This window comes from Leifsonia poae (assembly GCF_050632195.1).
Taxonomy (GTDB): Bacteria; Actinomycetota; Actinomycetes; order Actinomycetales; family Microbacteriaceae; genus Leifsonia; species Leifsonia poae_C.
Genome location: NZ_CP192580.1, coordinates 3,700,017 through 3,726,205 on the forward strand (window position 1 = coordinate 3,700,017; position 26,189 = coordinate 3,726,205).

Here is a 26,189-nt window from a genome sequence, read left to right on the forward strand (position 1 = left end):
AGTGCTATTCGGAGGGTGGATGGTGCGGTCACTTGATGCCGGTGAAGTTGAGGGATTCGACGATGCGGCGGCCGAGCACGATGAGCAGGATGAGCACCGGGATCACCGAGAGCGTCGATCCGGCCATCAGCCCGGTCCAGTCGGGCTGCGTGTTCGGGGACTGCTGCAGGAACACGCCGAGGGCGACGGTCATGGTGCGCACGGACTCGTCGCGGCCGATGAGCAGCGGCCAGAGGTAGTCCTTCCAGGCCCAGACCACGGTGATCAGGCCGATCGTGATGAGCGGTCCCTTGCTCATCGGGAGGGCGATCCGCCAGAAGACCTTGGCCTTGCCCGCACCGTCGAGCAGTGCGGCCTCCTCCACGTCAACGGGGATGTTGAGGAAGAACTGCCGCAGGAAGAACAGGGCGAACGGGGTCATGAGCAGGCTCGGCGCGACCATCCCGAAGATGTTGTTGAGCAGCCCGAGGTCGCGCACCAGAACGAAGTTCGGCAGGAGGGTGAAGATCCCGGGCACCATCAGAGCGGCGATCAGGATGGCGAACAGCAGGTTGCGCCCCGGGAATTTCAGACGCGCGAACGCGTAGCCTCCCATCGCGCAGAACAGGGTCTGGAAGAAGCCGATGAGCGTGCAGTACACGATCGAGTTCCAGAGGTAGAGCACGAAGTTGATCGACGCACCCGAGCCGCCGGCAGCTCGGTCCTCCTCCGGACTGAGGAAGCCGAGCACGCGGGCGAAGTTGACGAACGTCGGGCTGCCGGGGAACAGGGCTCCGGAGTCGCGGATGACGTCGGCGGCGGGCGTGAGCGCGGTCTTGAGCATCCAGTAGAAGGGGAAGACCGTGAGCACGAGGGAGACGATCAGCACGGTCCAGCCGAGCAGCCGGCCGATCGAGAACGGGCGTCGGGTGCGCTTGACGGCGCGCGGCGGGCGAGCGGCCTCAGGGGCCGGGAGCACAGGGATGGTCTGCGGAGTCGAAGTCATGAGCGTGTCCTAGGCGAGCTGGGATTCGGATGCACGGAGCAGGCGCAGCTGAACCGCCGTGAGGATTCCGAGGATGAGTACGAGAACGATGGCCATGGTCGCGGCGTAGCCCATGTGGAAGTAGTTGAACGCCTGTTGGTAGATGTAGTAGTAGATGACTCTCGTGGCGTTCACCGGGCCTCCCTTCGTGGTCACCGCGACAGTGTCGAAGATCTGGAACGACCCGATGAGGGAAACGACCAGGACGAGCGCCAGGATCGGCCGCAGCAGCGGGAGCGTGATTCGGCTGAACAGCCGCCACTCGCCGGCGCCGTCGAGCGAAGCGCTCTCGTAGAGGTCGTGGGGGATCTGCAGCATGCCCGCGTAGAAGAGGAGGGCCGTGTATCCGGTGAAGGCCCAGGTGTTCACGATCGAGATGGTGGGGATGCCGAGGGCCGGGTTGGTGAAGAAGCCGACCGCGTGGAATCCCATCGACGTGATGACGTGGTTCACGAAGCCGAGGTTGGTGTCGAGCAGCCACAGCCAGATCAGGCCGACGGTCACGTTCGGGACGAGCCAGGGGAGCAGCAGGGTCGTGCGCAGAACCACCGACCGGGTGAGCCGATGCATCAGAGCGGCCAGCAGCAGTGCCAGCACGGTCTGGGTGGTGACGTTGAACACCACGTAGTAGAGGGTGACGCCCATCGAGTTCCAGAACTCGCCGTCCTGAAGCACGGCCGCGTAGTTTGCGAGACCGACGAACTTGGCTTCGCCGAGCAGGCTGTAGTCGGTGAACGACCACCAGGCGCCGCGCACCGTCGGGTAGAGGTAGAAGACGGCGAACCCGATTAGAACCGGTGCGACGAAGAGGAGCGCGACCTTGCGATCATCACGCCGACGGCGGGGCCGCAGGCCCGGCACGGGGCGGTCACGGGCCGTGACCTTGGGGAGCAGTGCTGTCATGGGAACCTCTCGGCGCCGAAGGAGAGAACCGTCGCTGGCGCACACTCGAAATGCCGGGATCTACCAAGGAATGCGGCCTGCGACCGCGGTAGACTGGGGTGATCGCATTAATTATGCAACTTGCCGTTATAAACCGCAACCATGAAGGAGACCAATGTCTCAGGAGGCGCTCGTCCAGGCTTCGGGAGGGGCAGTCGGTAGTCGCTCACTGCTCCGACGGATGAACTCTCTCGGCATCCTGCGCGCCGTCATGGACGAACCCCAGACCCTGCGCGACCTCGCAACGAGCTCCGGACTCTCCCGTACCGCGGTCGACGCCGTTGCCGGCGATCTCGTGGGAATGGGCTGGCTCGAGGCATCCGAGATCGCTTCCGCGGGCCGTCTCGGTCGCCCCGCGGCCACGTATCGCCTGGCCTCGACCCTCGGATACTTCCTCTCGATCGACATCGGTGCGAACCACATCTACGCCGTCGTCACCGACCTGACCGGGCACGTGCAGGGCCACCTGACCGACCCGATCGACGAGATGGCCCCCGCTCCCGATCGTGTTTCCGCGGCTCTGGACGTGAGCGACCGACTCCTCGTCGACCTCGGCATTGGCCGCGACTCGCTGTGGGTGGTCACGATCGGCTCCCCGGAGCGATCAGCGCATCCGGAGTCGTCTCCCACTTCGGTGGCAGCGGGATGCCCGGCTGGATCGGTCTCGACCTGCACGAGCGGTTCGGCCGGGAGTTCCCGGCGTCGGTCCTGGTGGAGGGCGACGTCGCGTTGGGCGCTCACGCCGAGCTGACGATCGGCGCCGCGAAGAACTACAGCGACGTCGTCTACGTGCTCTGCGGCATCCGGACCAGTGGCGCCTCCATCGTCGGCGGAAAGGTGCACCGCGGCGTGCACGGCGCCGCCGGAATCGTGGGCGAGATGCCCGAGCTGCGCTGGGCCGAACTCAACGAGCTCTACGGCACGTCGGTTCTCGGCACCCCGCGCCCGACCCGCGAGCAGATCTTCGAGCTCGCGCGGGCAGGCGACCCGATGGCGGTCACGGCGGTCAACGAGTTCGCGGACGACCTCGCGACAGGAGCCGCCGCGATGACCCTCACCCTGGATCCCGAACTGCTCGTGGTCGGTGGCGGCAGCTCGCCGGGGGCCGACGTGTTCCTCCCACGCTTCGAGGAGACTCTGCGGCAGATCTGCCCCCTGCCCCCGGCCGTGCTCGCCTCGACCCTGGGCTCCGAGGCCGTCGCCATGGGCGGGATAAGTCTCGCCGGCAACCACCTCGACTCGATCCTCGAGTCCGCCGTTCGCGACCGCGACGCCTTCCCGAACCCGGCCGAGGCGTTCGAACTGCTGCGCCAGAACACGGTCGCCGCCTGACGGGAAAGGCACCGGATCGGCGGGAGGTGTAGCCTGCCGGTGTTTGAGCGATCCCGGAGCGTAGAGCATCCCGAATCCCAGCCTGGAGGGGACATGGATGAGGACGATGCGTACTTCAGAACTCAGCTAAGGAACGACCTGCGTCATCGGCTGCGGCCCATGACCGGTCAGAACGCGAAGGGGCGCGGGCGCTCGTCCACCCCGCTGGAACTCCTCTACGACCTGACGTATGTGATCGCCTTCGCGGCCGCCGCCGAGCAGCTCGCACACCAGATCGAGGAAGGTCACGTGTGGCCGGCCCTCGGCGCATACGTGTTCGCGATCTGGGCCGTGAGCTGGGCCTGGATGAACTTCAGCTGGTTCGCGTCGGCATACGGCAATGACGACGCGCTCGTCCGGATCGCGACGATCGTGCAGATGATCGGCGTCATCATCCTGATCTTTGGCCTCCCCGGAGTTTCTCGTCCGCGGCGGACGGCGGGAACCCCAACAACCTGCTGATGGTCGTCGGCTACATCGTCATGCGAGTTCCACTGATCGCGCTGTGGCTGCGAGCCGCCCGGCAAGATCCGGAGCATCGCCGCGTGGACATCGCGTACGCGGTGATGATCGCGATCGCGCAGACCCTCTGGCTGCTCACCGCGATCATCCCGCTGCCCCTGGCCGTCGCAATCTCGGCGCTCGTCGTACTCGCCTTCGCGGAGATGGTGGCGCCCGTGGTGGTCGAGCGACGGCTGGGCCGCGTGCCGTGGAACGCCGGCCACATCGCCGAACGATTCAGCCTGCTCACCCTCATCACGCTCGGCGAGGTCGTCGCCGCCACGGTGAGCGCGGTGGGGGCTTTGACTCAGGCACAAGGATGGTCGCTGGCGGCGGTGGTGATCATGTCATCGGGGTTGGTGCTTGCCGCAGGGTTCTGGTGGGCGTACTTCCTGGTGCCGTCGCGCATCATCCTGGAGCGATGGCCCGACCACATCTTCGCGTGGCGTTATGCGCACCTGCCCATCTTCGGTGCCGTCGCTGCTGTCGGCGCGGGGCTCAGGGTGACGGCTGCGGCCGTGGAGAACGAGAACTTCTCGGTGCTGCAGATCGCCCTGGCCCTGGCCATCCCGGTCGCTTTGATGATCGGGATGATCTTCGTGACCTGGAGCGTGCTACTGCGCTCCATCGATCTGACGCACCTCCCGCTGTTCGCGGCAGCTCTCGCACCACTCGTCGCGGCGGTGATCGTCGGGCTGCTTGCGGGGCCGCAGCTCATCGACCCCGACGATCCGGCGAGCGTCACGGCACTCGTCACGGTGATCACGCTTGTTGCGCTCTGCCCGGTGGTCGAGGTGATCGGGCACGAGATCGTGGGGTACAAACACACCCTGCGTGCGGTTGAGCGCGGGCTCGGGCGGAGGCCCCGGGCGAGTTGACGGGGCCGGTGGACTGTAAGGTCGAACCCGTGTTCGGATTCGTGACAGGGCAGTTCTCGACGAGCGGAGATTTCCGCGAGGGGAACGAGGACTCGCTCTACGCATCGCACTGGTCGGCGTTCGTCGCCGACGGTGTGGGCGGGCACGCCGGTGGAGAAGTGGCCTCGGCGACCGTCACAATCCGGATCGCGGCGACGCTCGACGCTACCCGGGGCCGCATCGACTCGGACGAGAAGCTGCGCGAACTCATCGCGATCGCCAACGCCGACCTCGCCCTGCGGGCCCGACTCGACACGTCGTTGACCGGGATGGCAACCACGTTCACGGGCATCTTCTCGGATGGGGAGCGCATCCGGGTGGCGCATGTCGGCGACTCACGCGCGTATCTGCTTCGCGACGGCGAGTTCCGTCAGGTGACGCGCGACGACTCCTTCGTGCAGGACCTCCTCGACGCCGGGGAGCTCACGACCGACGAGGCGAAGGTGCATCCGTACCGCTCGGTGGTGATGAACGTGCTGGGTGGCGACCTCGAGGATGCGGCCGCTCTTCACATCCTGAACGAGGTGCCCCAGGTCGGCGATCGTTGGCTGCTCGCGAGCGACGGGCTGACCGACTACGTTCCGGAGCACATCGTGCGCGCGTGCTTGGCTTCGCGAGCCCGGCCTCAGGATGTGGCCCAGCTGCTCGTCGAGACCGCGACCGACATGCGCGCCCGCGACAACGTGACCGTGGTGGTCGCCGACGTGATCTCGCTCGCGGGTGAGCCGGCGTACAAGCCCGCCTTCGGCGGCTCCGCCGCCCTCGACCCCGCCTCCACCCGCACCCTCTAGCGTCCTTCTCCCCGCCCCCTTCTCCTCGCCCCCTTCCTCGCGCTAGAGGTCGAGTGTGGAGTTTCTACCATTTGGACCGTTTCAGAACGGTAGAAACTCCACACTCGACGCACGCAGGAGCGCTGGGAGGCGCAGGCGCGCACGGGCAGGTAGCGCGCGGTGGCTACGCGATGCCGCCGCCGTCGACGACGAGGGCGGAGCCCGTGACGTAGCTGGAGTCGTCGCTCGCGAGCCAGACGACGGCGGCCGCGATCTCGGTGGGCTCCCCCATGCGCTGCAGGGGGCGGTCCGCCGCCTCGGCGAGGAACGAACCGGTCTCCTGGCCAAGCTGCCGGGCCTCGTCGCGCAGCATCCCGGTGTTGACGTCGCCGGGGTTCACCGAGTTGACGCGGATGCCCTGCGGGCCGTGGTCGATCGCGAGCGCCCTGGTCATGTTGACGACCGCGCCCTTCGACGCGCAGTACGAGATCGCCTGCGCTCCACCCTTCAGCCCCCATCCTGAGCCGGTGTTGATGATCGAGCCGCCGCCGTTCTGCGCCATCACGGGAACGACGTGCTTGCACATGAGGAAGATGCCCTTCACGTTCACGCCGAACACGCGGTCCCACTCGTCCTCCGTGGTCTCGACGGCGGTGGTGCGACGGATGATGCCCGCGTTGTTGAAGACGACATCGACGCCGCCGAACTCGGCGACCGTGTCGGCCACGACTCGCTCGATGTCGGCCTCGCTGGACACGTCGGCGGTCAGCGCGATCGCCGTGCCACCCGCGGCACGGATCTCCGAGGCAACAGCCTCGGCCGCGCCCGGCGCCACGTCGACGACCGCGACGCGGGCACCCTCCGCGGCGAAGGCGAGCGAGGTCGCGCGGCCGATGCCTCCGGCTCCTCCGGTGACGATGGCGGCCTTGTTGTCTAGACGCATGGGGATGCTCCTTCGGGGGTTGTGACGTCGGTTTCAGTGGTTCGTGAGGTCGAGGCGGCTGCTTCGACAGGGTAGATGCTCGCGGTTGCCGGACCTGTGGTGATCCGGATGTGCCCGGCCAGCCGGGCGTCGACGCTCGCGTCGCCCGAGTCCACCAGCAGCGGCCGACCGGCGAGGTCGATGAGTTTCTGTTCGGTGGCGACGACGATCACGGGGTCGGCGCCGATGGCGTCGATCACCCGCGCGGAGAGCTGTTGGTTGCCGCGGCCGAGCAGGAATCCCTGGCCGCCGATCACCGTGACGACAGCCTTCGACGCGCGTCCGGCGATCGCCGCGAGCACCTGGCTCTCGGAAGCGTCCCGGGCGATCAGCCGACCGTCCTCGACGATGTCCACGCCGAGCGGTGTCGCCGGGATGCCGAGCACACGCGCGACCTCCGCCAGCGTGCCGCCGGGGCCGAGCAGGTACCGCACACCGGGGAGCAACTGCGCGACGACCCCGACCGCAGCGCGGTGGACCGCATCCGTCTCGCTGGCCGGTGTCGCAGCCTTGCGAGCCTGCGTGCGCCCGGGCGCCGACGGCACGGGCACCAGCGCGAACAGTCTCGGCTCAGGCCGCCCCTCGCGCAGCAGCCGCTCGTCGAGATCGAGCACCTCGGCGTCGCGTGTCGGCAACGTGCCGCGCGCGAGCCACTCCGCCGCAAGCGCCCCGGCTGCTGCCGGCGCCACGGCGAAGCAGGCCGAGTACATCTTGACGCCCGCAGGCACGCCGAGCGCGGCGATGCCCGGAGCGAGCCCGGCCGCGACATCGCGCGCCGTGCCATCCCCTCCGGTGAAGAGGACGAGGGATGCGCCGGCAACTCCGAGCGCGACCGTCGCGAGCCGAGTGTCCTCACCACTCGTCGGCCGCCCCGCGCCCGGTGCCGAGTACACAACGCGCGGCACGAGTCCGGCCGCCCGCACAGCATCCTCGCCGAGCGCACCTCCCGCGGTGACGATCTCGGCTTCCGGATGCGCGCGAGCCAGCACAGCGAGGGCACCGGCCGCGCGCTCAGCGGAACGGGGCACCGCCCCACGCGCGATCGCCTCGCGCTGCACGTCCTGTCCGTCGCTGCCGACGAGCCCGGCCGGCCCGCCGACGCCGGCGACCGGGTTCACGAGGAACCCGATCACCGTGCGCCGCTCATCCGGTTCATGCATCCCTAGGCCGCGACCTCGGCTCGTGCCGGCAGGGCGCCTGCCGGGGTCTCGCCGAAGTACTTGCGGCGGTATGCACGCCAGGTGACGGCCCAGCGGTCTGGATCGTCCAGGTCGTCATGGTGGGTGTGGTGCACCGTCTGGTTGTGCGGGGCCGTCAGCACGACCTCGGGGGTCTCGCGGGCCTCGCGGGCGACCTCTGCCAGCACGGCCGCGTACTCGTCGAGTTCGGCCATCGAGTACGACTCGGTCGGCTCCAGCGTGAAAGGCTGCGGAACGATGTACGGGTGATGGCTGGTCCAGTAGTGCATGCCGAAGTCCGCAGCGCGCACGCCGATCTCCTCGCTGCTGACACCGGTCTGCTCGAACAGCTCCTGCCACGAGTACCGCACCTGCTCGATACGCCGACGACCGGTCGCGTACGGCGCGCTCGCTCCGGGGATCTCGAGGATGCGCTTCATCAGGTAGTTGTTGTTCAGAACCGCGGTCTCGGCGACTGCCCGCAGCCCCTGCGCGCCGAGCGCCATGATCCACGAGTACGTGCGCACGATGTTCGGGATGACGCCGTAGAACGGGGCGACGGAGCCGATCGACTGCGGCCGGTCGGCGTCGAGGAAGAAGCGGTCGCCGTCACGCTCGACCACCGGGCCGGGCAGGAAGGGAGCGAGCGCCTCGGAGACGGCGTTGGCGCCGGAGCCGGGACCACCGCATCCGTGGGGCGTGCCGAATGTCTTGTGCAGGTTGAAGTGGCACACGTCGAAGCCTGCGTCGCGGGCACGGGTGATGCCGAGGATCCCGTTCGCGTTGGCCTGGTCGTAGGCGGCGAGCGCCCCCACAGAGTGCGCCAGGTCGACCCATTCGCGGATGCGCGGGTTGTAGATGCCTGTGTCCTCGGGGTTGGTCACCATGATCGCTGCGGTGCGCGGACCGATCGCGGCACGCAGGGCCTCGACATCCGGGTAGCCGTCGGCGTCGGGGTGGATGGTGATCACCTTGTAGCCCGCCGCCTTGGCCGTCGCGGCGTTCGAGGGGTGGGAGAAGATCGTGGTGATGACCTCGTCGCGCTGCTCGGCCTCGCCGCGCGACGCGTGGTACGCACGGATCATCGAGATGTTCGCCCAGATCGCCTCGGAGCCGCCGCTGGTCTGCAGCGAGACGCGGCTCATCCCGGAGATCTCGGCGAGCATCCGCTCGGTCTGCCAGACGATCTCGAGGATGCCCTGCACGCTGTCCTGGTCCTGCAGCGGGTGCAGTTCCGTCAGGTGCGGGGTGCGGATGATCGTCTCGTTCACCTTGGGCGCGTACTTCATCGTGCAGGTGCCCTGGCCGACGTCGACGTTCAGGTCGGCGCCGAGGTTCTCCTGGCTGAGGCGCAGGTAGTGCTTGAGCACCCGCATCTGGCCGATCTCGGGCAGTGCGGGTGGGGCCGTGCGGCGCAGGGATGCGGGCAGTTCGGCGACCACGTCGCCGACAGCCTCGCGAACACCCGGCTCGACGCAGGAGACGAGCACGCCTCGCTCGCCGGGCGTGTGCAGTTCGAAGACGACCGGCTCATCCCAGCGGGCCTGGTGGAAGCGCCGGAGCGCCGGCTTGGGGGCGATGGGGAGGCTCACGCTGCGTTCTCCTCGGTGTCGGCGATGGCCGCGCCGACGGCGTCGGCGAGGGAGTCGATGTCGGACTGGGTGTTCTCTTCGGTGACGCACACGAGTAGTTGCTGCTCGCCGACGACCACGCCGGGCTCGAAGCCGGCTGCGCGGAGGGCCGCCACCAGCTGTGGTGCGCTGAGGCGCGCATCCGTCAGATCGAGCACGAACTCGCGGAAGTGCACGGCGCTGTCGGCGAGCCGAACACCCGGAAGAGCGCTCAGCACGCGAGCGGCGTAAGCCGTGCGGCTCAGGATGGTCTCCCCGACATCGACCATGCCCTGCGGCCCCATGAGCGAGAGGTAGACGCCGGCAGCGATGCCCCAGAGTGCCGCTGCGGTGCCGACCCACTCCTTGCCCTCTTCGCGGAGCGCGAAGGAGGTGCGGTCGTAGGCGACGTCGCCGAACCCGTACTCACCGGGGACGTCCGTCGAGGCGAGGCCGAACAGTCGTGACGGCAGCTCCATGACGAAGCGGGTGTCGTCGTGCACGGCGATGAAGCCGGCGTGCGCTCCGCCGAACCAAGGGTGCAGGCCGAGCGACTGGATGTCGCCGTGCACGATGTCCGCGCCGAGGTCGGCGGGCGGGGTGAGAACGCCGAGGCCGATGGGGTCGGTCCCCACGATGAGGATGGCCCCGACCGAGTGAGCGGCGTCGGCCAACTCGGCGACGGCCGTCTCTAGGGCGCCCGTGAAGCTCGGCGTCTCGACCCAGATCGCTGCGGTGTCCTCGTCGAGGCGGGCGACCACCGCGGCAAGATCGGCCGTGCCGTCGAGCGTCGGCACGAGTTCGAGGTCGATCGTGGGAGCCACGAAGTCGAGCACTTTGGAGAGCTTGTCCGGATGTGCGTCGCTGACCAGGAGCACGCGACGGCGTCCCGTGATGCGGCCTGCCATCGCCACGGAGGTCGCTGCGGCCTGGAAGCCGTCGTATGTGGGGACGTTGACCACATCCTGATTCAGCAGCTCGCCCATCAGCGACTGGTACTGGAAGAGCGCCTGGAAGCGGCCGTGGTCTTCATAAGGCTCGCCGGCGTACGCCGTGAGGAACTCGCTGCGGTTGATCACCTCGTCGACGACGGCGGGCACCGCGTGGTTGTAGGTTCCAGCCCCGAGGAATGACCGGCCGGCCTCGACAGGACGGTTGCGGTTCAGCAGGCGGCCGACGTGGCGGGTGAGGTCCTGCTCCGCGACGAGCGGGGCCGGGAGGTCGAGGTCACGACCGAGGCGCAGGTCGGCCGGAACGTCGGCGTAGAACTCGTCGACGTTCGCGGCCCCGACCGCGTCGAGCATCGCCTGGCGCGACTCAGGGGCCGTGTTCGGCAGGTACGGATGGACGAAGGGCTGGTTCATAGTGCTGCCTCGGAGTCGCTTGCGGATGGGAGGGATGGGCTGGACGAAGGGGAGAGAGCTGAGACCGGATGCGCCACGACTGCGACCCCGAACCCATCAAGGGTGATGCCGTCGGCGGCATCTCCCCCACTGAGCAGGTCGGTGCCGTCGGCGATGCCGGGCACGCTGACCGACTCGCGCCCGTGGTTGAGCAGGAAGGTGAAGTCGGTCGTGCCATCGGTCCGGGTGACGACCTCAAGGGTCGTGGATGCGGCATCCGGGCTCGGAACGGACAGCCCGGCATCGGCGAAGACGCGGGCGAGCACCGCGCGCATCCCGTCATCGTCGAGTCCGGCGCCGAGGTACCACGCTGCGCCGCTGCCGTGGGAGCGACGGGTGACGGCGGCGCGACCGGCGAGATCGCCGTCGGCGAAGGATGCGAGCACCTCGGTGCCGTCGGCGACGACGAGCCACTCGCTCCAGACACGGACATCGTGCGTCGCGGCTACGAGAGCCGCACCGAGCGTCACGCTGCGCTTCTCACCATCGGCCAGCGGCCACCACTCGTCCACCTCGACGCCGAGCAGGTCGCGCAGCGGGCCGGGCGCCCCACCGTCGTGCACCTGCTCGCTGTGATCGACTACTCCGCTGAACGGGCCGACCACCAGCTGGCCGCCACCCGCGACGAACGCGGCGAGCGCATCCGCCTGCTCGACGGTCACCGCGTAGAGGTTGGGCACCAGCAGAACGGAGTGCGAACCATACGGGCCGCCCGCCCGCGACACATCGACCGGCTGCCCGAGGGCGAACGCCGCGGCGTGCCAGGCACGTGCCTCGGTGAGCCAATTCAGCCGCAGCGAGGGCAGCGAGTCCGGCGCGCTGAGCCCCCACCACGAATCCCAGTCGGCGACGAGGGCGACGGATGCGCGAACGCGGGTGTCCTTGATCGCCGCGAGCTTCTTCAGCTCGGCCCCGAGCGCCTTGGTCTCCTGGAAGCTGCGGCTGTCCTCGCCCCGATGGCCGAGCATCGCCGAGTGGAACTTCTCGGGCCCGAACTTGGCCTGCCGCCACTGGAAGAACATCACGCCGTCGGAGCCGTGGGCTAGCGCCTGCATGCTGCCGAGACGCATCTGCCCCGGCGCCTTCGGCACGTTCACGTCCCGCCAACTCACCGCGCTCGGCGCCTGTTCGAGCAGCAGCCACGGTCGCCCGTCTTTGAGGGAACGCATCAGGCCGTAGTTGAGGGCGGCGCCGACGTGGGCGTTCGGATCGGCGGGGTCGGGATACGCGTCGTCGGTCACGAGGTCTTCTGCGTCGGCAAAGTCCCAGTAGTCGAGCTCACGGAACAGGCTCATGAAGTTGGTGGTCACCGCGATCTCGGGCGTCACTTCGCGCAGCACGTCGATCTCCGACTGGAAGAGCTCAAGTAGCGCGTCGGACGAGAACCGCTCGAAGTCAAGCTGCTGCGCCGGGTTGATCGGCCCGGTCGCGGTGCGCGGAGGCTCGATCTGCTCGAAGTCGAGGTAGTGCTGTCCCCAGCAGCTCGTGCCCCAGGCGGCGTTGAGGGCGTCGATGCTGCCGTAGCGGGCACCCAGCCAGCGCCGGAAATGCACAGCCGAGACCGGGCACCAGCAGCGCGACACGTGATCGCCGTACTCGTTCGAGACGTGCCACAGCGCGAGGGCCGGATGCTCGCCGTAGCGCTCGGCGAGCGTGCGGGTCAGCCGCAGTGCCGCATCCCGGAACACCGGTGAGCTCGGGCAGTACGACTGCCGCGAGCCGAACTCGAGGCGCACGCCGTCGACGTTGTGCGGGAGCACCTCGGGGTGCTCGCGGATCAGCCAGGCGGGCGGCGTCGCGGTAGCCGTTGCGAGGTCGATCCGGATGCCATGGCTCCAGAGCAGGTCGATCACGCGGTCGAGTCCGGCGAAGTCGTATTCGCCCTCACGCGGTTCGAGCAACGGCCAGGAGAAGACCGGCAGGGTGACGATGTTGACGCCGGCCTCGACCATGAGGCGCGCATCCTCGAGCCAGACCTCTTCGGGCCACTGGTCGGGGTTGTAGTCGCCGCCGTATGCAAGCGCGTCGAGGCGGATGCTTCGCGGTGAGGCGGTCGTCATTGGTCTCCTCTGGTCTGCTTTACATTCACGTTCGATGAACTGTATTCTGTATACAGTAACGCTAAGGCGAATGCCAAGACGGGTCAACCCCTAAGCTGGCGACGCCGACGAGGCCCCACGACGCCTCGGTGCGGTGGATGCCTGGAGGGGTGCATGACGATCGAGCGCAAGAATCTGCGATCACAGGTGCGCGAGGAGCTGATCGCGCGGATGCGTGCCGGCGAGGTGCGCCCCGGCGAGAGCATCAACGAGGTGCAGCTCGCGGCGGAGCTCGGCGTGAGCCGCACTCCCCTGCGCGAGGCGCTGATCGCGCTCGAGAGCGAAGGACAGATCGAGAGCGAGAACGGCAAGGGCTTTCGCTTCGTGCCGCTCAGCGCTCGCGAATTCGAGGAGCTCTGCCCGATCATCGTCAACCTCGAAGGCCTCGCCCTCGACCTCACCCCGGTCGACGAGCTGCGCCAACTGGGTCTGCGGCTCGCGCAGCTGGCGGCCGAGTTCAACGACAACGTGGCCGAACACGCGCTCGTCAACCGCCGCGACGACGAGTGGCACAACCTCATGCTGAGCGCGTGCCCCAACAAGCGCCTGCTGGAGCAGATCGCGGGCGTCCGTTTGGCCATCCACCGGTACGAATCGCTGCTGGTCCCCGACGAGGTCATGGTCGAGCGCAGCGCGATCGAGCACGCCGACATCGCCCGCCACCTGATCGCCGGCGACGTCTCGGCCGCCAAGCGCGCCCTCAAGGCCAACTGGACCAACGGGATGCGCCGCCTCCTCGCCGACGCCGGCATCTCCTGGGAGCGCCTGGCCTGACCCGCGCTCACGCGGGAGAGTCGGCCGAGGCCTGCACCGCCAGGTCGACGAAAAGGGCAGCCGACCATCCGAAAGCGGTCGTCGCCGTGCGCGCCTTCTGACCGGTCAGCGGGTTGAAGTACTCGTGCGGGCCGCCGCCGTGCTGCACAAGCCGCAGCGTCTGCTCGACGAGCGCTCGGGCGCGGTCGGGGTGTCCCGACGCGGCGAGCCCCTCAGCGAGCAGGGCGTTCACGTTCACCCACACCGGACCGCGCCACATCCGCTCATCCGAGAATGCGGGATCGTGGCGGGCAACGGTCGGCACCGCCCACAGCGTCGCGAAGCGTTCCGGGTCGTCGAGGGCGTTCAGGATGCGCGCCACGAGCCGCTCAGGCAGGCGCCCGGTCAGCAGCGGCAGCAGGCTGACGGCCGTCTCAGCCGCGACGGGCGTGCCCGCACCGGATGAGCGGAAATAGCCGCCGGTGTCGTCCCACATCCGTTCGAGCAGCGACAGCGTGCGATCGGCACGCGCCGCATACCGGGATGCGGCCGCCTCTTCGCCGACGGATGAGGCGCGCGACGCGAGCAGCTCATCCTGAACGATCAGGTAGGCGGCCAGATCCGGCGACGCGACGGGCAGCTCGGCGTCGAAGACCGGGCTGTCATCGAGGCCTGAGGAGTACGGATGCCCGTACTCGGGCATCCCGTCGCCGTCGAGGTCGGAGTGGGCGAACCACCACTCTTGGCTTCGCGCCACCGTCTCCCATGCGTCGTCGAACCAGGCGGGGTCATCGACGAAGCCCTCGAGTCGGCGGAGGGCCCAGGCCGCGAGCGGCGGTTTGGTCAGAGGGATGGGCGCGGCCGGGTCCGCGATCGCGGAACCGGCACGTCGCAGGTTGTCGCGGTCGCCCGGCGGGAGGTCGTCGCTCGAGGCGAGGATGCCCTCATCGTGCACGACATCCGGAAGCTGGCCGTCGGGCGTGGGGAACGCGAACGCGAGCTCCAGTTGCTCGCGCGCGAGCTCGGGGTCGCCGTGGCGGAGACCCGCGGCGATGAAGTACGCATCCCACTGCCAGAGGCCGACGTAGCCGATCTTGGAGGGCACGACGGCGCGCAGGCCGCGGCCAGGCAGAGAGACGATGTTGGCGCCGAGCACCCACCAGCAGAAGGCGGTCATGTCGGCGAGGTCGTCGCGCACGGCGGGGCAGCGGGCGAACCAGTCGCCCCAGACGGATGCGCTTGCGGCAAGCGCGGCCGGGTGCGAGAACGCGCCAGCGCCAGCCGCACCGATCCCGAACCGCAGTCCCGCTCCGGCGAACGAGAGCCTCACGGTGTCGCCGCGCACGACCAGGTCGTCGGCTCCCGCGGCCACCCACGACACCTCCGCCGCCGAGGGCAGCTCCGGCCGCCACGTGCCCGCGTCCAGCCCGGCATCCGCGAGCCCCGGCACCTCGAGCTCGACGCTCCAGCGCGCATCCCCGCCGAGGCTCAGCCCCGCGGGTCCGTCGAAGGTGAGCGTCACGCCCGCCTCCGCGAATTCGATCCGGTCGGGATGCACGCCCGACACCGGCGCGATTCGCCCGTCGGCCGCATACACCCGCAGTGTCCGCACCAGCACGCACTCGTCCAGCCGTCGCTCGTACTCCGCCAGCCGCACGGTCAGGCCGCCGTCCGCTCGAAGCACCAGGATGCGCGACCCCGGGGACGTGAACGGTGCGCTCTCGAGGTCGAGGAACCGCGCCGCGCGGTCGCCCGCGGCGCTCACCGGCCGCCCAGGCCGGACGCAGCCATGCTGTTCAGGATGCGGCGCTGTCCGATCACGAAAGCGATCAGCATCGGGATCGTCGCCACCGCTGACGCCGCCATGATCAACCCGTAGTTGATCGAGCCGAACTGTCCGCGGAAGCTCTGCAGCAGCAGCGGCACCGTGAAGTTGTCCTGACTGTTGAGCAGCACCAACGGAAGCAGGAAGTTGTTCCACGTGCTGAGCGCCACGATGATCGCGAGCGCGCCGAGGCCGGGCTTGAGGTTCGGCAGGATGATGCTCCAGAAGATGCGCCACCGTCCGGCGCCGTCGACCAGTGCGGCCTCCTCCAGCTCCTTCGGCAGCGACAGCACGAACTGGCGCATCAGGAACACGGCGAACGGGTTGGCGAGTGCCGCCGGGATGATCAGCGAGAGGTGCGAGTCCACCCAGCCGAGCCTCGCCATCAGAAAGTAGAAGGGGATGAGCGTGACCTGCATCGGGATCATCTGCGTGGCGAGGAACACCACGAAGATCGTCCGACTGCCGCGGAACTTGATCCGCGCGAACCCGTAGCCCGCCATCGCGGCGGTGATCAACGTCCCGATCACCACGAGCACGGCGATGTAAATGCTGTTGAAGTACGCCTGCCCGAACGGCGCATCGTTCCAAGCGTCGATGAAGTTCTGGAACGTCCACGGATTCGGCCAGATGCTGAGCGGGGAGTTAAGCAGCTGGGGCAGCGTCTTGAACGCGGTGATGAGCATCCAGAGGAACGGGAAGACCATCGCGATCCCGCCGGCGAGCAGCACGACGTGCAGGGCGATCTTGCGGATGCGGGCCGAGGTACGGCCTTCGCGACGCGACCGGCCGTCCGCGGTTCCGCGGTCGTCGCGGCGCTGGCGGACCGCCGAGTCCTGGCTCGGGGGCGTGGTGACGGTGGTGGTCATGCGTCGGCATCCTCGTAGTGGACGAACTTCTTCTGGGCGGTGAACTGGATGCCCGTGATCACGAGCGTCAGCACGAGCAGGATGATCGACGCGGCACTGGCCGGACCGAACTGGAACTTCCCGAAGCCGAGATCGTAGATGTGGTAGACGATCGTGCGGGTGGCGTTGTCCGGTCCGGCATTCGCCGTCAGGATGAACACGGTGTCGAACGTCTGCAACGAGCTGATGAACGCGATCACCGTCGAGAAGAAGACGATCGGCGAGAGCAGCGGCATCCGGATGCGGAAGAACAGCGTCAGCGCGCCGGCACCGTCGATGCGCGCCGCCTCGATCACCGAGGGCGAGATGTTCTGCAGCCCCGCGAGGAAGATGATCACGTTCAGGCCGAGCGACGACCAGATGGAGACGATGCAGACGGCGATGAGCGCGAGATGCGGATCACCGAGCCAGTCCGGCGCCGGGACGTGGAAGACGTCGTGGATGAACCCGCTGAGCACGCCGTCCTTGCGGAAGAGCTGCTGCCAGATCATGGCGACAGCGACGCTCGAGGTGACGACGGGTGCGAAGACCAGGACGAGATACAGCGTTCGCGTCTTCAGCTTCTCCAGGGCGACGGCGATGACGACGGCCAGACCGAGGCCGACCGGCACCGTGATCAGAGCGATGAGCAGAGTGTTGATGATCGACCGGCCGAGCAGCGGGTCGGCCAGCTCGGTGCGGAAGTTGTCGAACCCGACCCAGCTGAGATCGTTGAGCCCGTCCCACTGCGCGAACGCGAGCACGAGACTCGCGACGAACGGCAGCACGACGAACAGCCCCATGCCGATCAGCTGCGGGCCGACGAAGACGTAGCCCCAGCGACGATCACGACGCCGCCAGGCGGACTCCGTACGGAGCCCGCCTGGCGGGTTGGGCGTGACCGGCGCTTCGGTGGTGACCGTTCCGGTTGCTGCACTCACTGGAGAATCCCTACTTGCCCGTCTTGTCGGAGATCATCTTGGCGATGTCGTCGAGGGTCGCCTTGGTCGATTCCTTGCCCTGGTAGAGCGCGAGCATCTTGTCGCTGATGTCGCTCGACAGTCCGGGCACGGATGCCTCGGTGGCGTTGTCCTCGAAGCCGATGTCGCGCATGTCGAGCATCGTCTGGGCGTGCTCCGGGTATCCGTCGAGCACCACCTTGTCGGCACCCTTGATCGACGGCACGGCGTTGCCGCCGCCCTTCAGCCGGAAGGTCTGGCCCTCGGCGCTGAGGAAGTTGGTCCAGAACTCGAACGCCGCATCCTTGTTCTTGGTCTTCGCATTGATCGCGAGGTAGCTGACCGCGACACCGGTGGGAGCAGCCTTGCCGTCCGGCGTCGGCCAGCGCACGACGTCGTAGTTCTCAGGATCGCCTGCCGCCTTGACCGTGCCGATCGTGTATCGACCCTGGATGAAGAAGCCGGCCTTGTGGCTGACGAAGACGCTGTCGGCGCCCGCGCCCTCCGGAAGGGTGTCGGCGACCACGAACGTTCCGTTCTGGAAGTTCTTGGCCAGCACATCCACTGCCTTCACGCTGGTCGGGTCGGTGTTCGCGACGAACTTGCCCGACTCGTCGAAGGCCTTGCCGCCCTGCGAGGAGATCCAGCTGTAGTGCGTCGCCCAGTAGTTCCAGAACATCGAGCCTGTCAGGCCCGCCTTCTTGAGCTTCGCGTTCATGTCGAGGTAGGCCTCGGTGGTCCACTCGCCCTTCTCGGCCAGCGTGGCGGGATCCTTGGTGACACCGGCCGCTTTGAGTGCGGCCTTGTCGTACCAGAGGGCATCCGGATTGGAGTCGTTCGGAGCGGCGTAGTACTCGTCGCCCTTCTTCGTCGCACCGAAGAGGCCCTGCGCGAAGTCGTCGGGCTTGGTCTTGCTCGCGCTCGACTCCATGAGGTCGGTGAGCGGGAGCAGTGCCTTCGAGTTGACGAACTGGCCGATCTTGTCGTCGCCGATGTAGAAGACGTCGGGTGCTGTGCCCGAGGCCAGCTGTGCGAGCAGCTTGGTGTGGTAGTCGCCGTAGTCGGCAACCGGCTGGAAGGTCACCTTGATGTCCGGGTGGTCCTTCATGAACTGCGTGTCGAACGCCTTGTAGCGGGCGATCTCCTCGGGGGTTCCCCAGCTGGACCAGACGACGGTCTTGGTGCTGGATCCTCCCGAGCCTGAACAAGCGGCCATGCTGAGCGCGAGCGCGGCCGCGGCGGCCACCGCCACCAGCCTTCTCACCTTTGAGTCGACGCGGGACATGCCTACCTCATTCCTTGTAGTGTCTCTTGGTCGGGCATCCCGGCGGGTACAGCGGTGAGCCCTTCTGTATTCTGTATACAAAACTCACTTCTGTCAACCGGTCCGGTGAGAGAGCACGCAAAAGCGCCCGTGCCTGGAACTGCGGCAGGGCGCTTCGCGAGAGCGGCGGAATTACTGCAGGCGGCGCTCCTCTTCCTCTTCGAGGTGCTCCTTCTCCTCGTCCTTCCGCTCCTGCTCCTTCTGGATGGCTTCCTCGCGGGGCGTCTTGTTGCTCATTGCGCTTCCTTTCGCTGATCCGGATGCGTTCAGGTGCCACACTCTAGACCCGCGCCCCGGGTTCCTCCCGGACGATACATTGGCACGATGACGTCAGCGCTCACCCTCGCAGGCCCGGCGGGCGCCGGGCATGAAGGATGTCGCCGAAGTCCTGCCGTTCGCCCTGACCGTCGCGTTCACGACGCTGCCCGTTCTGCTCACGCTCGTGGTGCTGCTCGGGACCGAGCGCGCATCCCGAGGCTGGCTGATCGCGGGCGGGTACGCCTTCGGACTCGCGGCGGTGTTCATGCTGGCCGCCGTCGGTTTCGTGCGATTGTCGGTGCCGCGCGGACCCGCGGTCGACTGGGCCTTGGTCCTCGCGGGCGCCGCGCTCATCGTCATTGCCGGCATCCGCTGGGAACGCCGACGCAGGCGCCGGAGAAGCAGTCACGTAGAGAAGCACAACCGCCTCGAATCCCGGATGCAGCACCTCGGCGCCCGGGGCGCACTCCTGCTGGGTCTTCAGTTCGCGTTCCATCCCGAGAATCTTCTGTTGGCGGTCGCCGCGAGCAGTCGCACGATCGACGCCGACACCTGGGTGCAGGTGGTCAGCGCGTTGGTCTTCGCCGTCGTCGGCGTCTCGACCGTCGCGATCCCGACGATCGCGTTCACCGTCGCCGGGCGGCGCGTGAAGCCCGCGCTCGAGCGCATCCGCGACGCGATCCTGCGCCACTCGGCCGCCGTGACGGACGGGCTGATCCTCCTGGTCGGCCTCGTGCTCGTGATCGTCGGCGTCTGGGAACTGCTCGCCGGCTAGCGGCGGCGGTACTCGGGGACGGCGACCTCGGCGCCGCCGGCCAGCGCCGACTGGTGCGCGCAGATCCCGGGAGCGGTCCACGCTGCCGAGCGGTACGCATCCACCAGGGGCGCCCTGTTCTCGACGATGCTGCTCACGAACTCGTTCACGAGGAACGGATGCGAGCCGCCGTGGTGGGCCTCGATGCGTGCCGGTGCGGGCATCCCCGCGAGTTGCACATCCGTCGGCCGCACGAACGGTGCGAGCGGCTCTGGCAGCAGCTCCGGAAAGTCGCGCGGCGCGAGCGAACTCGTGGACACCCGATTGCCACGGGTCCCCTCGGCCGGCGGGTACATGTCGTAGACCGTGAGGTCGCCCTCGTTGTCGATCGGCCATTCCACCCCGCGCTTCTCGCCGTAGAGCGAGAACCCTTCGACATAGCTGCGGGCGGTCTGGAAGAACGACATCGTGATCTCCGCCAGCACATCGCTGTCGCGCAGAGTGAACAGCCCGACCTCTGTCGGGAACGTGTTGTCGAATCCGCCGCCCGCGTTCTTGGCCGCGAGGTGCCCGGCGCCGCGTGCGCTCACCGTGGCGACCGTCGTGCCGAGCAGCGACAGGATGGGGGCGAGCGCGTGCGTGACGTAGTGCATCGGCGGGTAGCCCTGCCAGTAGAGCGGAAAACCCTCCAGGTTCTGGATGTGGAACCCGCGGTACAGAGTGAGGTCGCCGAACGCGCCCTCCCGCAGCATCTCGTCGACGACGAGGTACTCGCGCCCGAACACCGTTGTCTCCATCATCATGTAGTTCTTGCCGCTGCGTTCCTGCGCGGCGATGATGCGGTCGAGGTCTTCGAGCGTCGTCGCCATCGGCACGGCGCAGGCGACGTGCTTGCCCGCGTCGAGTGCCGCGACCACCAGGTCGGCGTGCAGGAAGACCGGCGCCAGGATGTGCACCGCGTCCACGCGCGGGTCGGCGAGCGCCTCCGAGAGGTCGGCGTAGCCATCGCCCAGACCGAACCGGGCCGCGACCTCGCGGCGGCGCGCAGCATCCGGTTCCACGAGCACGACGTCCTCGACGGAGGGATGACTCAGGTAGATCGGAACGAAGTCCTGACCGAAGCCGAGACCGACCACGGCGATCGTGAGACCGGTCATGCGAGCGCCACCTGTTCTTCCGGTCCGGTGAGGAACGACACGGTCCCGGTCACGAAGTTGTCCAGATCGGCGTTCGCGGCGAGTCCCTCCGGGGAGGAGAGGACGGTGTCGAGCGCATCCTTCGTCTCCGCGTACAGCTCGGCGACGAGGAGGTACGGCCCCTCGTCGTCGAGCCAGGAGAGGTTCCAACCGGTGAGCCCCTGCATCCGGCGGGCGATCGGGATGTGCTTGTCGTAGTAATAGGCGCGGAAGGCTTCGGGGTCGGCGGGCCTGCCGTAGAGGATGGTCATCCGGTACATGTCTCAGGCCCCCTGTGCGGCGCGGGCGGGGAGCTGGATGCGGGTGTACTTGGTCATGTGCTCGACCATCGCCACCTCGGTGGGCATGCGCTCCATGCTCGACGCGCCCAGAAAGCCGTCGACGCCGGGGACGTCGCGGATGACCTCGGCGGCCTCGTCCGGGCTGAAGATCGGTCCGCCGTGGCAGACGATCAGCACGTCAGGGTTTACCTCGCGTGCGGCCTGCATCAGTTCGGCGACCTTGACCTTCGATTCGGCGAGGGTGAGGGCGGTCTGAGCCCCGATCATCCCGGATGTCGTGAGACCCATGTGCGGAACGATCACGTCAGAGCCGGCCTCGGCCATGGCGACGGCTTCCTCCGGGTTGGCGACGTAGCTGGCCGTGAAGAGGTCGAGCGCGTGCGCCTCGGCGATCATCTCAGCCTCCTTGTAGAAGCCGAGCCCGGTCTCTTCGAGGTTCGCACGGATGATCCCGTCGAAGAGGCAGATGGTGGGGTAGTTCTGCACGCCCGAGAAGCCCGCATCCTTGATCTGGCGGAGGAACTTCGGCATCAGCCTGAACGGGTCGGTGCCGCAGACGCCCGCCACGACCGGGATGTGGTCGACGACCGGGAGGATCTCCGAACCCATGTCCATGACGATCTGGTTCGCGTCGCCGTACGGCATGAGGCCCGCCATCGACGAGCGCCCCGCCATCCGGTAGCGCCCCGAGTTGTAGACGACGATGAAGTCGAGCCCCGCCTCCTCCGAGCACTTGGCCGAGAGGCCGGTTCCGGCGCCGCCGCCGATGATCGGCTGCCCTGCCGCGACCTTGGCCCTCAGCCGCGCGACGATCTCAGCTCGAGTGTTCATGCGTTACTACCTTCCGTGTGACCGAGCGCGCGGCCCAGTGCGTCGATGATCGCGGACGAGAATTCCGGATCGTTGATGGCCGCGTCGATGACACGCAGCGGGATGTGGGGGTCGAGGTTGTCTTGCAGCGAGCGGATGAGCGCCGCGTCGGCCTCGGGGTCGAAGAACGGTCCGCCCTCGACCGAGATCTGCGAGAAACCGCGGGCAGGGGCGATCACCTCGACGAAGCCCGTCGAGCCGTTGAGCTTGCCGGCGATGATCCGGCCGAGTTCGGCGCACTCGTCTGCGTCAGTGCGCATCAGGGTGACGGCCGGGTTGTGGGGGTACAGGATGCGGTCGCGGTACTTCTCCGGAACCGTGTCGGGCGACCCGAAGTTGACCATGTCGAGGGCTCCGAGGCTGACCACCTGGGGAACTCCGGCGCGAGCGGCCGCGGTCAGCCGATCAGGCCCGGCCGAGCAGACGCCGCCGCAGAGCTCGTCGGCCAGCTCGGTCGTGGTGATGTCGGCGACGGCGTCGAACAGGCCGGAGCCGATCATCGCCTCCAGCGTGCGACCGCCGGTGCCGTTCGCGTGGAACGGGTGCACCTCGTCGCCGTCGGCAGCGAGTTCGTCGTGCACCGCGGTGACGCATGTGGTCGTGACGCCGAACATCGTGCAGGCGACCGTGGCCCCGGTGTGTGCGGAAGCAGGAATGGGTGCGCCGGAGAGCATGCCGGCCAGAGCATCCGTCGCCCGGGAGAGCACCGGGATGCTGACCGAGTTGAGCCCGGCGATGTCGACGACCGGGTACATCATCGTGAGGTCGCTCGTGCCGACGTACGGGCGGGTGTCGCCCGCGACGATCGTGGAGACGAGCAGTTTCGGCACCCCGATCGGTAGGGCGGCGGCGATCTGCGCCATCACGAAGCCCGCGTTCGAGCCGCCGAGCACCGCGACCGCCGAGACTTCGCCGCCGTCGTACAGGTGACGGATGGTCAGGGCGGCACCGCGGGCCATGGCGACCATCGCCTCCCCGCGGTCCGCCGCCTGGGCGAGCACGGCGAGGTCGGCACCGGCCGCCTTCGCCACCGCTTCGCGATCGATGTCGGCAGGGATGCGCGGCTCGCCGAGCACGCCCGTGTCCAGCACCATCGACTCGAATCCCGCGCCGGCGAGCCTGTCGCGTACGAATCCGTACTCCTCGCCCTTGGTGTCGAGGGAGCCGGCGAGCACGACCCGTGCGGTCACTTCACCGCTCCGAGCGAGAGGCCGTTGATGAGTCGACGCTGGGTGAACAGGAACACGATGAGGAGCGGCAGCGAGGTGAGCACGGCCAGGGCCATCAGGCTGTTCCAGTTGGCTGCATACGTCGTATTCTGCTGCGCCAGCAGACCGCTGACCGGGAGCACCGTGCCCTCAGGCAGGAAGTTGATCGCGTAGACGAACTCGCCCCAGGCGGAGATGAAGATGACGCTCATCACCGTGAAGATGCCGTTCGACAGCATGGGCACCGTGATCAACCGGAACGACTGCCAGGTGCTCGCACCGTCGATCTCGGCCGCCTCGTACAGGGCGGTCGGGATCGAGAGCACGAACGGCCGCAGCAGCATGATCGCGAACGGCAAGAACAGCGCGATGTCGGCGAGGATGAGGCCGGGAAGCGTGCCGAGGATCCCCCAGTTCGCCAGCACGCTGTACAGCGGGATGACCGTCATCGGCTGCGGCACCATCTGCAGCACGAGGAGCGCGGCCAGCACCACGGCGATGACCCGCGCCCAGAACGGCGTGATCCGGCGGGCGAGCGCGAACGCTGCCGGCACCGCGACCAGCAGTACCACGAGCGTCACGATGACGCCGATCTGCAGCGACGTGACGATCGCGCCGAGCCCGGAGCCGATCACCTGCTGGTAGGTCGCGAGGGTCGGAGCGAAGAAGAGCGCGTTGGGATCCTGCAGTACCTGGGTATTCGTCTTCAGCGAGGTGAGCACGATCCAGAGGAGCGGGAGGAGGTACGCGAGGCCGAGCACGACCTTCAGCACCATGAAGAGCGCGCTGGTGGACTTGCCGATCATTCGATGTTCTCCTTGCGGATGCTGCGCACGTACGGCACGGCGAAGATGGCGACGATGAGCATCGAGATGACCGCGATCGTCGCGCCCGTGCTCATGTCGAAGTTCGAGAAGGCGGTGTAGTACGACTGCACCGGTAGGGTGTTCGTCGCGGTTCCCGGTCCACCCTGGGTGAGCACGTAGAAGAAGTCGAAACTCTTGAACGCGTAGAGCACGGTCAGGATGCCGAGGATCCACATCGTAGGGCGCAGCAGGGGCAGCACGATCTGCATCCGGGTGCGCCAGTAACCTGCACCGTCGATCGCGGCGGCCTCGATGATGTCCTGCGAGATGGCCAGCAGGCCGCCGCGCAGGATGAGCGCCGAGAACGGCAGGGACGACCACGCCACCACGCCGGCCACGGTCCAGATGGCCAAGCTGGGATTGCTGAGCCAGTTCACGTGCGGCAGGCCCAGGAAGCCGAGGATGCCGTTCAGCGCACCCGAGTCGTCGAGCAGGAACTTCCAGACGCTGCCCGACACGATCGGCGGGAGCGCCCAGACGAAGACCATGATGCCGAGCACGATGTTGGTCACCCGACCCCGCGTCGACAGGATCGACGCGGCGAGGAAGCCGAGGATCAGGTTCGAGGCGAGCAGCACGACGCTCACGACGATGGTGCGCAGCGTCGAGGCCCAGATCTCGGAGGTGCCGAGCACCGCCACGAAGTTGTCGAGACCGACGAAGTGCCAGACGCCGACGATGTTGCTCGGACCGACGTCGCTGACCGACATCCGCAGCAGTACCAGCAGCGGATATGCCGCGAAGGCGAGCAGCACCAGGACCGCGGGCAGGAGGAAGAAGATCGGGTTCTTGAAGAAGGACCGGCGGGCCGAGGGGCGGCGGCCCGTGGAAGCACGCCGCCCCTCTGTCGCCCGTTCGCGTTCGAGAACGGACATCAGCAGCTGCCGCCGCCCTTCTGGATGCCGGAGGAGATGCTGTCGATCGCCGACTGCGCCCCCTGCTCGGCCGTCTTCTGACCGGAGATCACGGCGCTGACCGCCTTGCCGAGCGAGGTCTGCATGTCTGCCGTGTTCTTGTTGTTGGGCCAGGATGCGGTGTCGTGGGCCGCGGTCACGAACGGCTGAACGAACTGGTCGTTCTTGATCGCAGGGATGTCCGCGACGTCTGCCCGCACCGGGATCGAGCCGGCCTCTTCGTACACACTCTGGTTGCCCTGCTTCGAGAGCACCATCTGCTCGAGGAACTTCCACGCGAGGTCGGGGTTCTTCGACTTGGAGCCGATCGCGAATCCTTCACCGCCCGGATACACCTGGCTCTTGCCGCCCGGGGAGGCGGGGAACTGGGTGGTGCCGTACTTGAACGACGCCTCCTTCACGTTGCCGAGCTGCCAGTTGCCGTTCAGACCGAACGCGAACTTGCCCGTCATGAACTGCTGCCAGGCAGCGTTCTGGTCCCAGGTGGCGGTCGCCAGCGGGATGTAGCCGTCCTTCGACCAGCCCGCGACGCGACTGAAGGCCGCGTCGACCTTCGGTCCCTTGAAGTTGCAGTAGTTGACGCCCTGACCGAGCAGCTGCGGAGCGAAGAGCCACGCACCCTCGACCGTCGGCGCGCCCGACTGGGCCAGGCCCTCGTACTTGCCGCCTGCCTTGACCTTGGCCAGGTCGGCCTGCAGCTCATCGAGCGTCGTCGGCGGCTCGGTGATCCCGGAAGCGTCGAGGATGTCCTTGTTGTAGAACATGCCGAGCAGGTTCGTGTACGACATCAGGTTGTAGACCTTGCCGTCGGTCTTCCACACGGCTCCCGCCGGGTACTGGTCCTTGTCCGCGAACTTGTCCCAGTACGGGGTGAGGTCTTTCATCACGCCGCCAGAGACGAGGGTGGGGTTGTCGACGACGATGTTGTTGATGAACAGGTCGGGCGTCGTGCCCGTGGCGACCGAGGCGAGCAGCTTCTGGTCCTGCTGGCTGCCGACCACCTGCACCAGATTGATCTTGACGTCCTTGTTGGCCTTCTCGAACTTGGCCACCTGGTTCTTCAGCCAGGTGAGCTGTGTTCCCGAGTAGTACTCCCAGAACGTGAGCGTGGTCTTGCCTCCGTCGGAGCCGCTCGCGGCGTTCGACGAGATGCTGCAGCCGGATATCGCGAACAGGACAGCGGTCGCCACTGCGGCGGCCCTGAGTCCCATCTTCCGTTTCTTCATAGGGCGTCATTGCTCCTTGCTGATCGAGCGGGTTTGGTGAGCTTGTTCGGTTGAGCGTAGGGGGATTTATG

General features: G+C 67.8%; 25 protein-coding genes. 7 read left to right on the forward strand and 18 right to left on the reverse strand.

Annotation, left to right across the window (positions count from 1 at the left end; genetic code table 11):
- Positions 1–28: 28 nt before the first annotated feature.
- Together ACQ86A_RS18630 and ACQ86A_RS18635 are read right to left on the reverse strand one after the other, a co-directional pair.
- Positions 29–985 carry a carbohydrate ABC transporter permease gene (locus ACQ86A_RS18630; protein WP_431278402.1) on the reverse strand — a complete coding sequence of 319 codons (957 nt, stop codon included), beginning with the start codon at positions 983–985 and terminating at the stop codon, positions 29–31.
- A 9-nt stretch (positions 986–994) separates the two neighbouring features.
- The gene (locus ACQ86A_RS18635) at positions 995–1,927 is read right to left on the reverse strand and encodes a carbohydrate ABC transporter permease (RefSeq protein ID WP_431278403.1); all 933 of its coding nucleotides are present in this window, start codon (positions 1,925–1,927) and stop codon (positions 995–997) included.
- 220 nt (positions 1,928–2,147) lie between these two features.
- Here ACQ86A_RS18635 and ACQ86A_RS18640 point away from each other — a divergent pair, with 220 nt between their 5' ends.
- The 5 genes from ACQ86A_RS18640 to ACQ86A_RS18660 all read left to right on the forward strand — a co-directional run bounded on the left by ACQ86A_RS18640 (position 2,148) and on the right by ACQ86A_RS18660 (position 5,546).
- Positions 2,148–2,717 carry a helix-turn-helix domain-containing protein gene (locus ACQ86A_RS18640; RefSeq protein ID WP_431278404.1) on the forward strand — a complete coding sequence of 190 codons (570 nt, stop codon included), beginning with the start codon at positions 2,148–2,150 and terminating at the stop codon, positions 2,715–2,717.
- Positions 2,612–3,298, forward strand: coding sequence for an ROK family protein (locus ACQ86A_RS18645; RefSeq protein ID WP_431278405.1), 687 nt, complete (start codon positions 2,612–2,614; stop codon positions 3,296–3,298). The genes ACQ86A_RS18640 and ACQ86A_RS18645 overlap by 106 nt, the downstream gene beginning before the upstream one ends.
- A 159-nt stretch (positions 3,299–3,457) precedes the next feature.
- Positions 3,458–3,799 carry a low temperature requirement protein A gene (locus tag ACQ86A_RS18650; RefSeq protein WP_431278406.1) on the forward strand — a complete coding sequence of 114 codons (342 nt, stop codon included), beginning with the start codon at positions 3,458–3,460 and terminating at the stop codon, positions 3,797–3,799.
- Positions 3,799–4,716, forward strand: coding sequence for a low temperature requirement protein A (locus tag ACQ86A_RS18655; RefSeq protein ID WP_431278407.1), 918 nt, complete (start codon positions 3,799–3,801; stop codon positions 4,714–4,716). Before ACQ86A_RS18650 ends, ACQ86A_RS18655 begins: the two co-directional genes overlap by 1 nt.
- A 29-nt stretch (positions 4,717–4,745) precedes the next feature.
- On the forward strand, positions 4,746–5,546 hold the full coding sequence (locus tag ACQ86A_RS18660; protein ID WP_431278408.1) for a PP2C family protein-serine/threonine phosphatase: 801 nt from the start codon (positions 4,746–4,748) through the stop codon (positions 5,544–5,546).
- A gap of 163 nt (positions 5,547–5,709) precedes the next feature.
- On the opposite strand, the gene ACQ86A_RS18665 is transcribed toward ACQ86A_RS18660, so the two are convergent.
- From ACQ86A_RS18665 to ACQ86A_RS18685, 5 genes are read right to left on the reverse strand one after another with little or no spacing between them, the layout of a single operon-like run.
- Complete coding sequence (locus ACQ86A_RS18665; protein ID WP_431278409.1) at positions 5,710–6,468, reverse strand: SDR family NAD(P)-dependent oxidoreductase; 759 nt, start codon at positions 6,466–6,468, stop codon at positions 5,710–5,712.
- Positions 6,459–7,667 (reverse strand): ATP-NAD kinase family protein, encoded by a 1,209-nt coding sequence (locus ACQ86A_RS18670; protein WP_431278410.1) that lies wholly within the window; start codon positions 7,665–7,667, stop codon positions 6,459–6,461. Before ACQ86A_RS18670 ends, ACQ86A_RS18665 begins: the two co-directional genes overlap by 10 nt.
- Positions 7,668–7,669: 2 nt before the next feature.
- Positions 7,670–9,277 (reverse strand): aminomethyl-transferring glycine dehydrogenase subunit GcvPB, encoded by a 1,608-nt coding sequence (gene gcvPB / locus ACQ86A_RS18675; protein WP_431278411.1) that lies wholly within the window; start codon positions 9,275–9,277, stop codon positions 7,670–7,672.
- A complete protein-coding gene (gcvPA, locus tag ACQ86A_RS18680) occupies positions 9,274–10,659 on the reverse strand; it encodes an aminomethyl-transferring glycine dehydrogenase subunit GcvPA (RefSeq protein WP_431278412.1) in 1,386 nt (461 codons plus the stop codon). Before gcvPA ends, gcvPB begins: the two co-directional genes overlap by 4 nt.
- The gene (locus tag ACQ86A_RS18685) at positions 10,656–12,758 is read right to left on the reverse strand and encodes a beta-galactosidase (RefSeq protein ID WP_431278413.1); all 2,103 of its coding nucleotides are present in this window, start codon (positions 12,756–12,758) and stop codon (positions 10,656–10,658) included. Before ACQ86A_RS18685 ends, gcvPA begins: the two co-directional genes overlap by 4 nt.
- A gap of 153 nt (positions 12,759–12,911) precedes the next feature.
- On the opposite strand from ACQ86A_RS18685, the gene ACQ86A_RS18690 reads away from it, so the two are divergent.
- Positions 12,912–13,571: a GntR family transcriptional regulator gene (locus ACQ86A_RS18690; RefSeq protein ID WP_431278414.1), complete on the forward strand. Its 660-nt coding sequence runs from the start codon at positions 12,912–12,914 to the stop codon at positions 13,569–13,571.
- 7 nt (positions 13,572–13,578) lie between these two features.
- On the opposite strand, the gene ACQ86A_RS18695 is transcribed toward ACQ86A_RS18690, so the two are convergent.
- The 4 genes from ACQ86A_RS18695 to ACQ86A_RS18710 are packed head-to-tail and all read right to left on the reverse strand — an operon-like array spanning position 13,579 to position 18,506.
- Positions 13,579–15,315, reverse strand: coding sequence for an amylo-alpha-1,6-glucosidase (locus ACQ86A_RS18695; RefSeq protein ID WP_431278415.1), 1,737 nt, complete (start codon positions 15,313–15,315; stop codon positions 13,579–13,581).
- Positions 15,312–16,244, reverse strand: a complete 933-nt coding sequence (locus tag ACQ86A_RS18700) for a carbohydrate ABC transporter permease (RefSeq protein WP_431278416.1) — start codon at positions 16,242–16,244, stop codon at positions 15,312–15,314. Before ACQ86A_RS18700 ends, ACQ86A_RS18695 begins: the two co-directional genes overlap by 4 nt.
- Positions 16,241–17,203: a carbohydrate ABC transporter permease gene (locus ACQ86A_RS18705; protein WP_431278417.1), complete on the reverse strand. Its 963-nt coding sequence runs from the start codon at positions 17,201–17,203 to the stop codon at positions 16,241–16,243. Before ACQ86A_RS18705 ends, ACQ86A_RS18700 begins: the two co-directional genes overlap by 4 nt.
- Before the next feature lie 10 nt (positions 17,204–17,213).
- Positions 17,214–18,506 (reverse strand): ABC transporter substrate-binding protein, encoded by a 1,293-nt coding sequence (locus tag ACQ86A_RS18710; RefSeq protein ID WP_431278418.1) that lies wholly within the window; start codon positions 18,504–18,506, stop codon positions 17,214–17,216.
- Positions 18,507–18,912: 406 nt separating this feature from the next.
- On the opposite strand from ACQ86A_RS18710, the gene ACQ86A_RS18715 reads away from it, so the two are divergent.
- A complete protein-coding gene (locus ACQ86A_RS18715) occupies positions 18,913–19,578 on the forward strand; it encodes a GAP family protein (RefSeq protein WP_431278419.1) in 666 nt (221 codons plus the stop codon).
- Here ACQ86A_RS18715 and ACQ86A_RS18720 read toward each other — a convergent pair.
- The 7 genes from ACQ86A_RS18720 to ACQ86A_RS18750 are packed head-to-tail and all read right to left on the reverse strand — an operon-like array spanning position 19,575 to position 26,103.
- On the reverse strand, positions 19,575–20,714 hold the full coding sequence (locus tag ACQ86A_RS18720) for a Gfo/Idh/MocA family protein (RefSeq protein WP_431278420.1): 1,140 nt from the start codon (positions 20,712–20,714) through the stop codon (positions 19,575–19,577). The genes ACQ86A_RS18715 and ACQ86A_RS18720 overlap by 4 nt on opposite strands.
- Positions 20,711–21,004: an EthD family reductase gene (locus ACQ86A_RS18725; RefSeq protein ID WP_431278421.1), complete on the reverse strand. Its 294-nt coding sequence runs from the start codon at positions 21,002–21,004 to the stop codon at positions 20,711–20,713. Before ACQ86A_RS18725 ends, ACQ86A_RS18720 begins: the two co-directional genes overlap by 4 nt.
- Before the next feature lie 12 nt (positions 21,005–21,016).
- Positions 21,017–21,865, reverse strand: a complete 849-nt coding sequence (locus ACQ86A_RS18730; RefSeq protein WP_431278422.1) for a phosphoenolpyruvate hydrolase family protein — start codon at positions 21,863–21,865, stop codon at positions 21,017–21,019.
- The gene (locus tag ACQ86A_RS18735) at positions 21,862–23,094 is read right to left on the reverse strand and encodes a Tm-1-like ATP-binding domain-containing protein (protein ID WP_431278423.1); all 1,233 of its coding nucleotides are present in this window, start codon (positions 23,092–23,094) and stop codon (positions 21,862–21,864) included. The genes ACQ86A_RS18730 and ACQ86A_RS18735 overlap by 4 nt, the downstream gene beginning before the upstream one ends.
- Positions 23,091–23,918 carry a carbohydrate ABC transporter permease gene (locus tag ACQ86A_RS18740; protein ID WP_431278424.1) on the reverse strand — a complete coding sequence of 276 codons (828 nt, stop codon included), beginning with the start codon at positions 23,916–23,918 and terminating at the stop codon, positions 23,091–23,093. Before ACQ86A_RS18740 ends, ACQ86A_RS18735 begins: the two co-directional genes overlap by 4 nt.
- Entirely contained in the window at positions 23,915–24,853 is a 939-nt protein-coding gene (locus tag ACQ86A_RS18745; protein ID WP_431278425.1) for a carbohydrate ABC transporter permease, read from the reverse strand. Before ACQ86A_RS18745 ends, ACQ86A_RS18740 begins: the two co-directional genes overlap by 4 nt.
- Positions 24,853–26,103 carry a sugar ABC transporter substrate-binding protein gene (locus tag ACQ86A_RS18750; protein ID WP_431278426.1) on the reverse strand — a complete coding sequence of 417 codons (1,251 nt, stop codon included), beginning with the start codon at positions 26,101–26,103 and terminating at the stop codon, positions 24,853–24,855. Before ACQ86A_RS18750 ends, ACQ86A_RS18745 begins: the two co-directional genes overlap by 1 nt.
- Positions 26,104–26,189 lie beyond the last annotated feature (86 nt).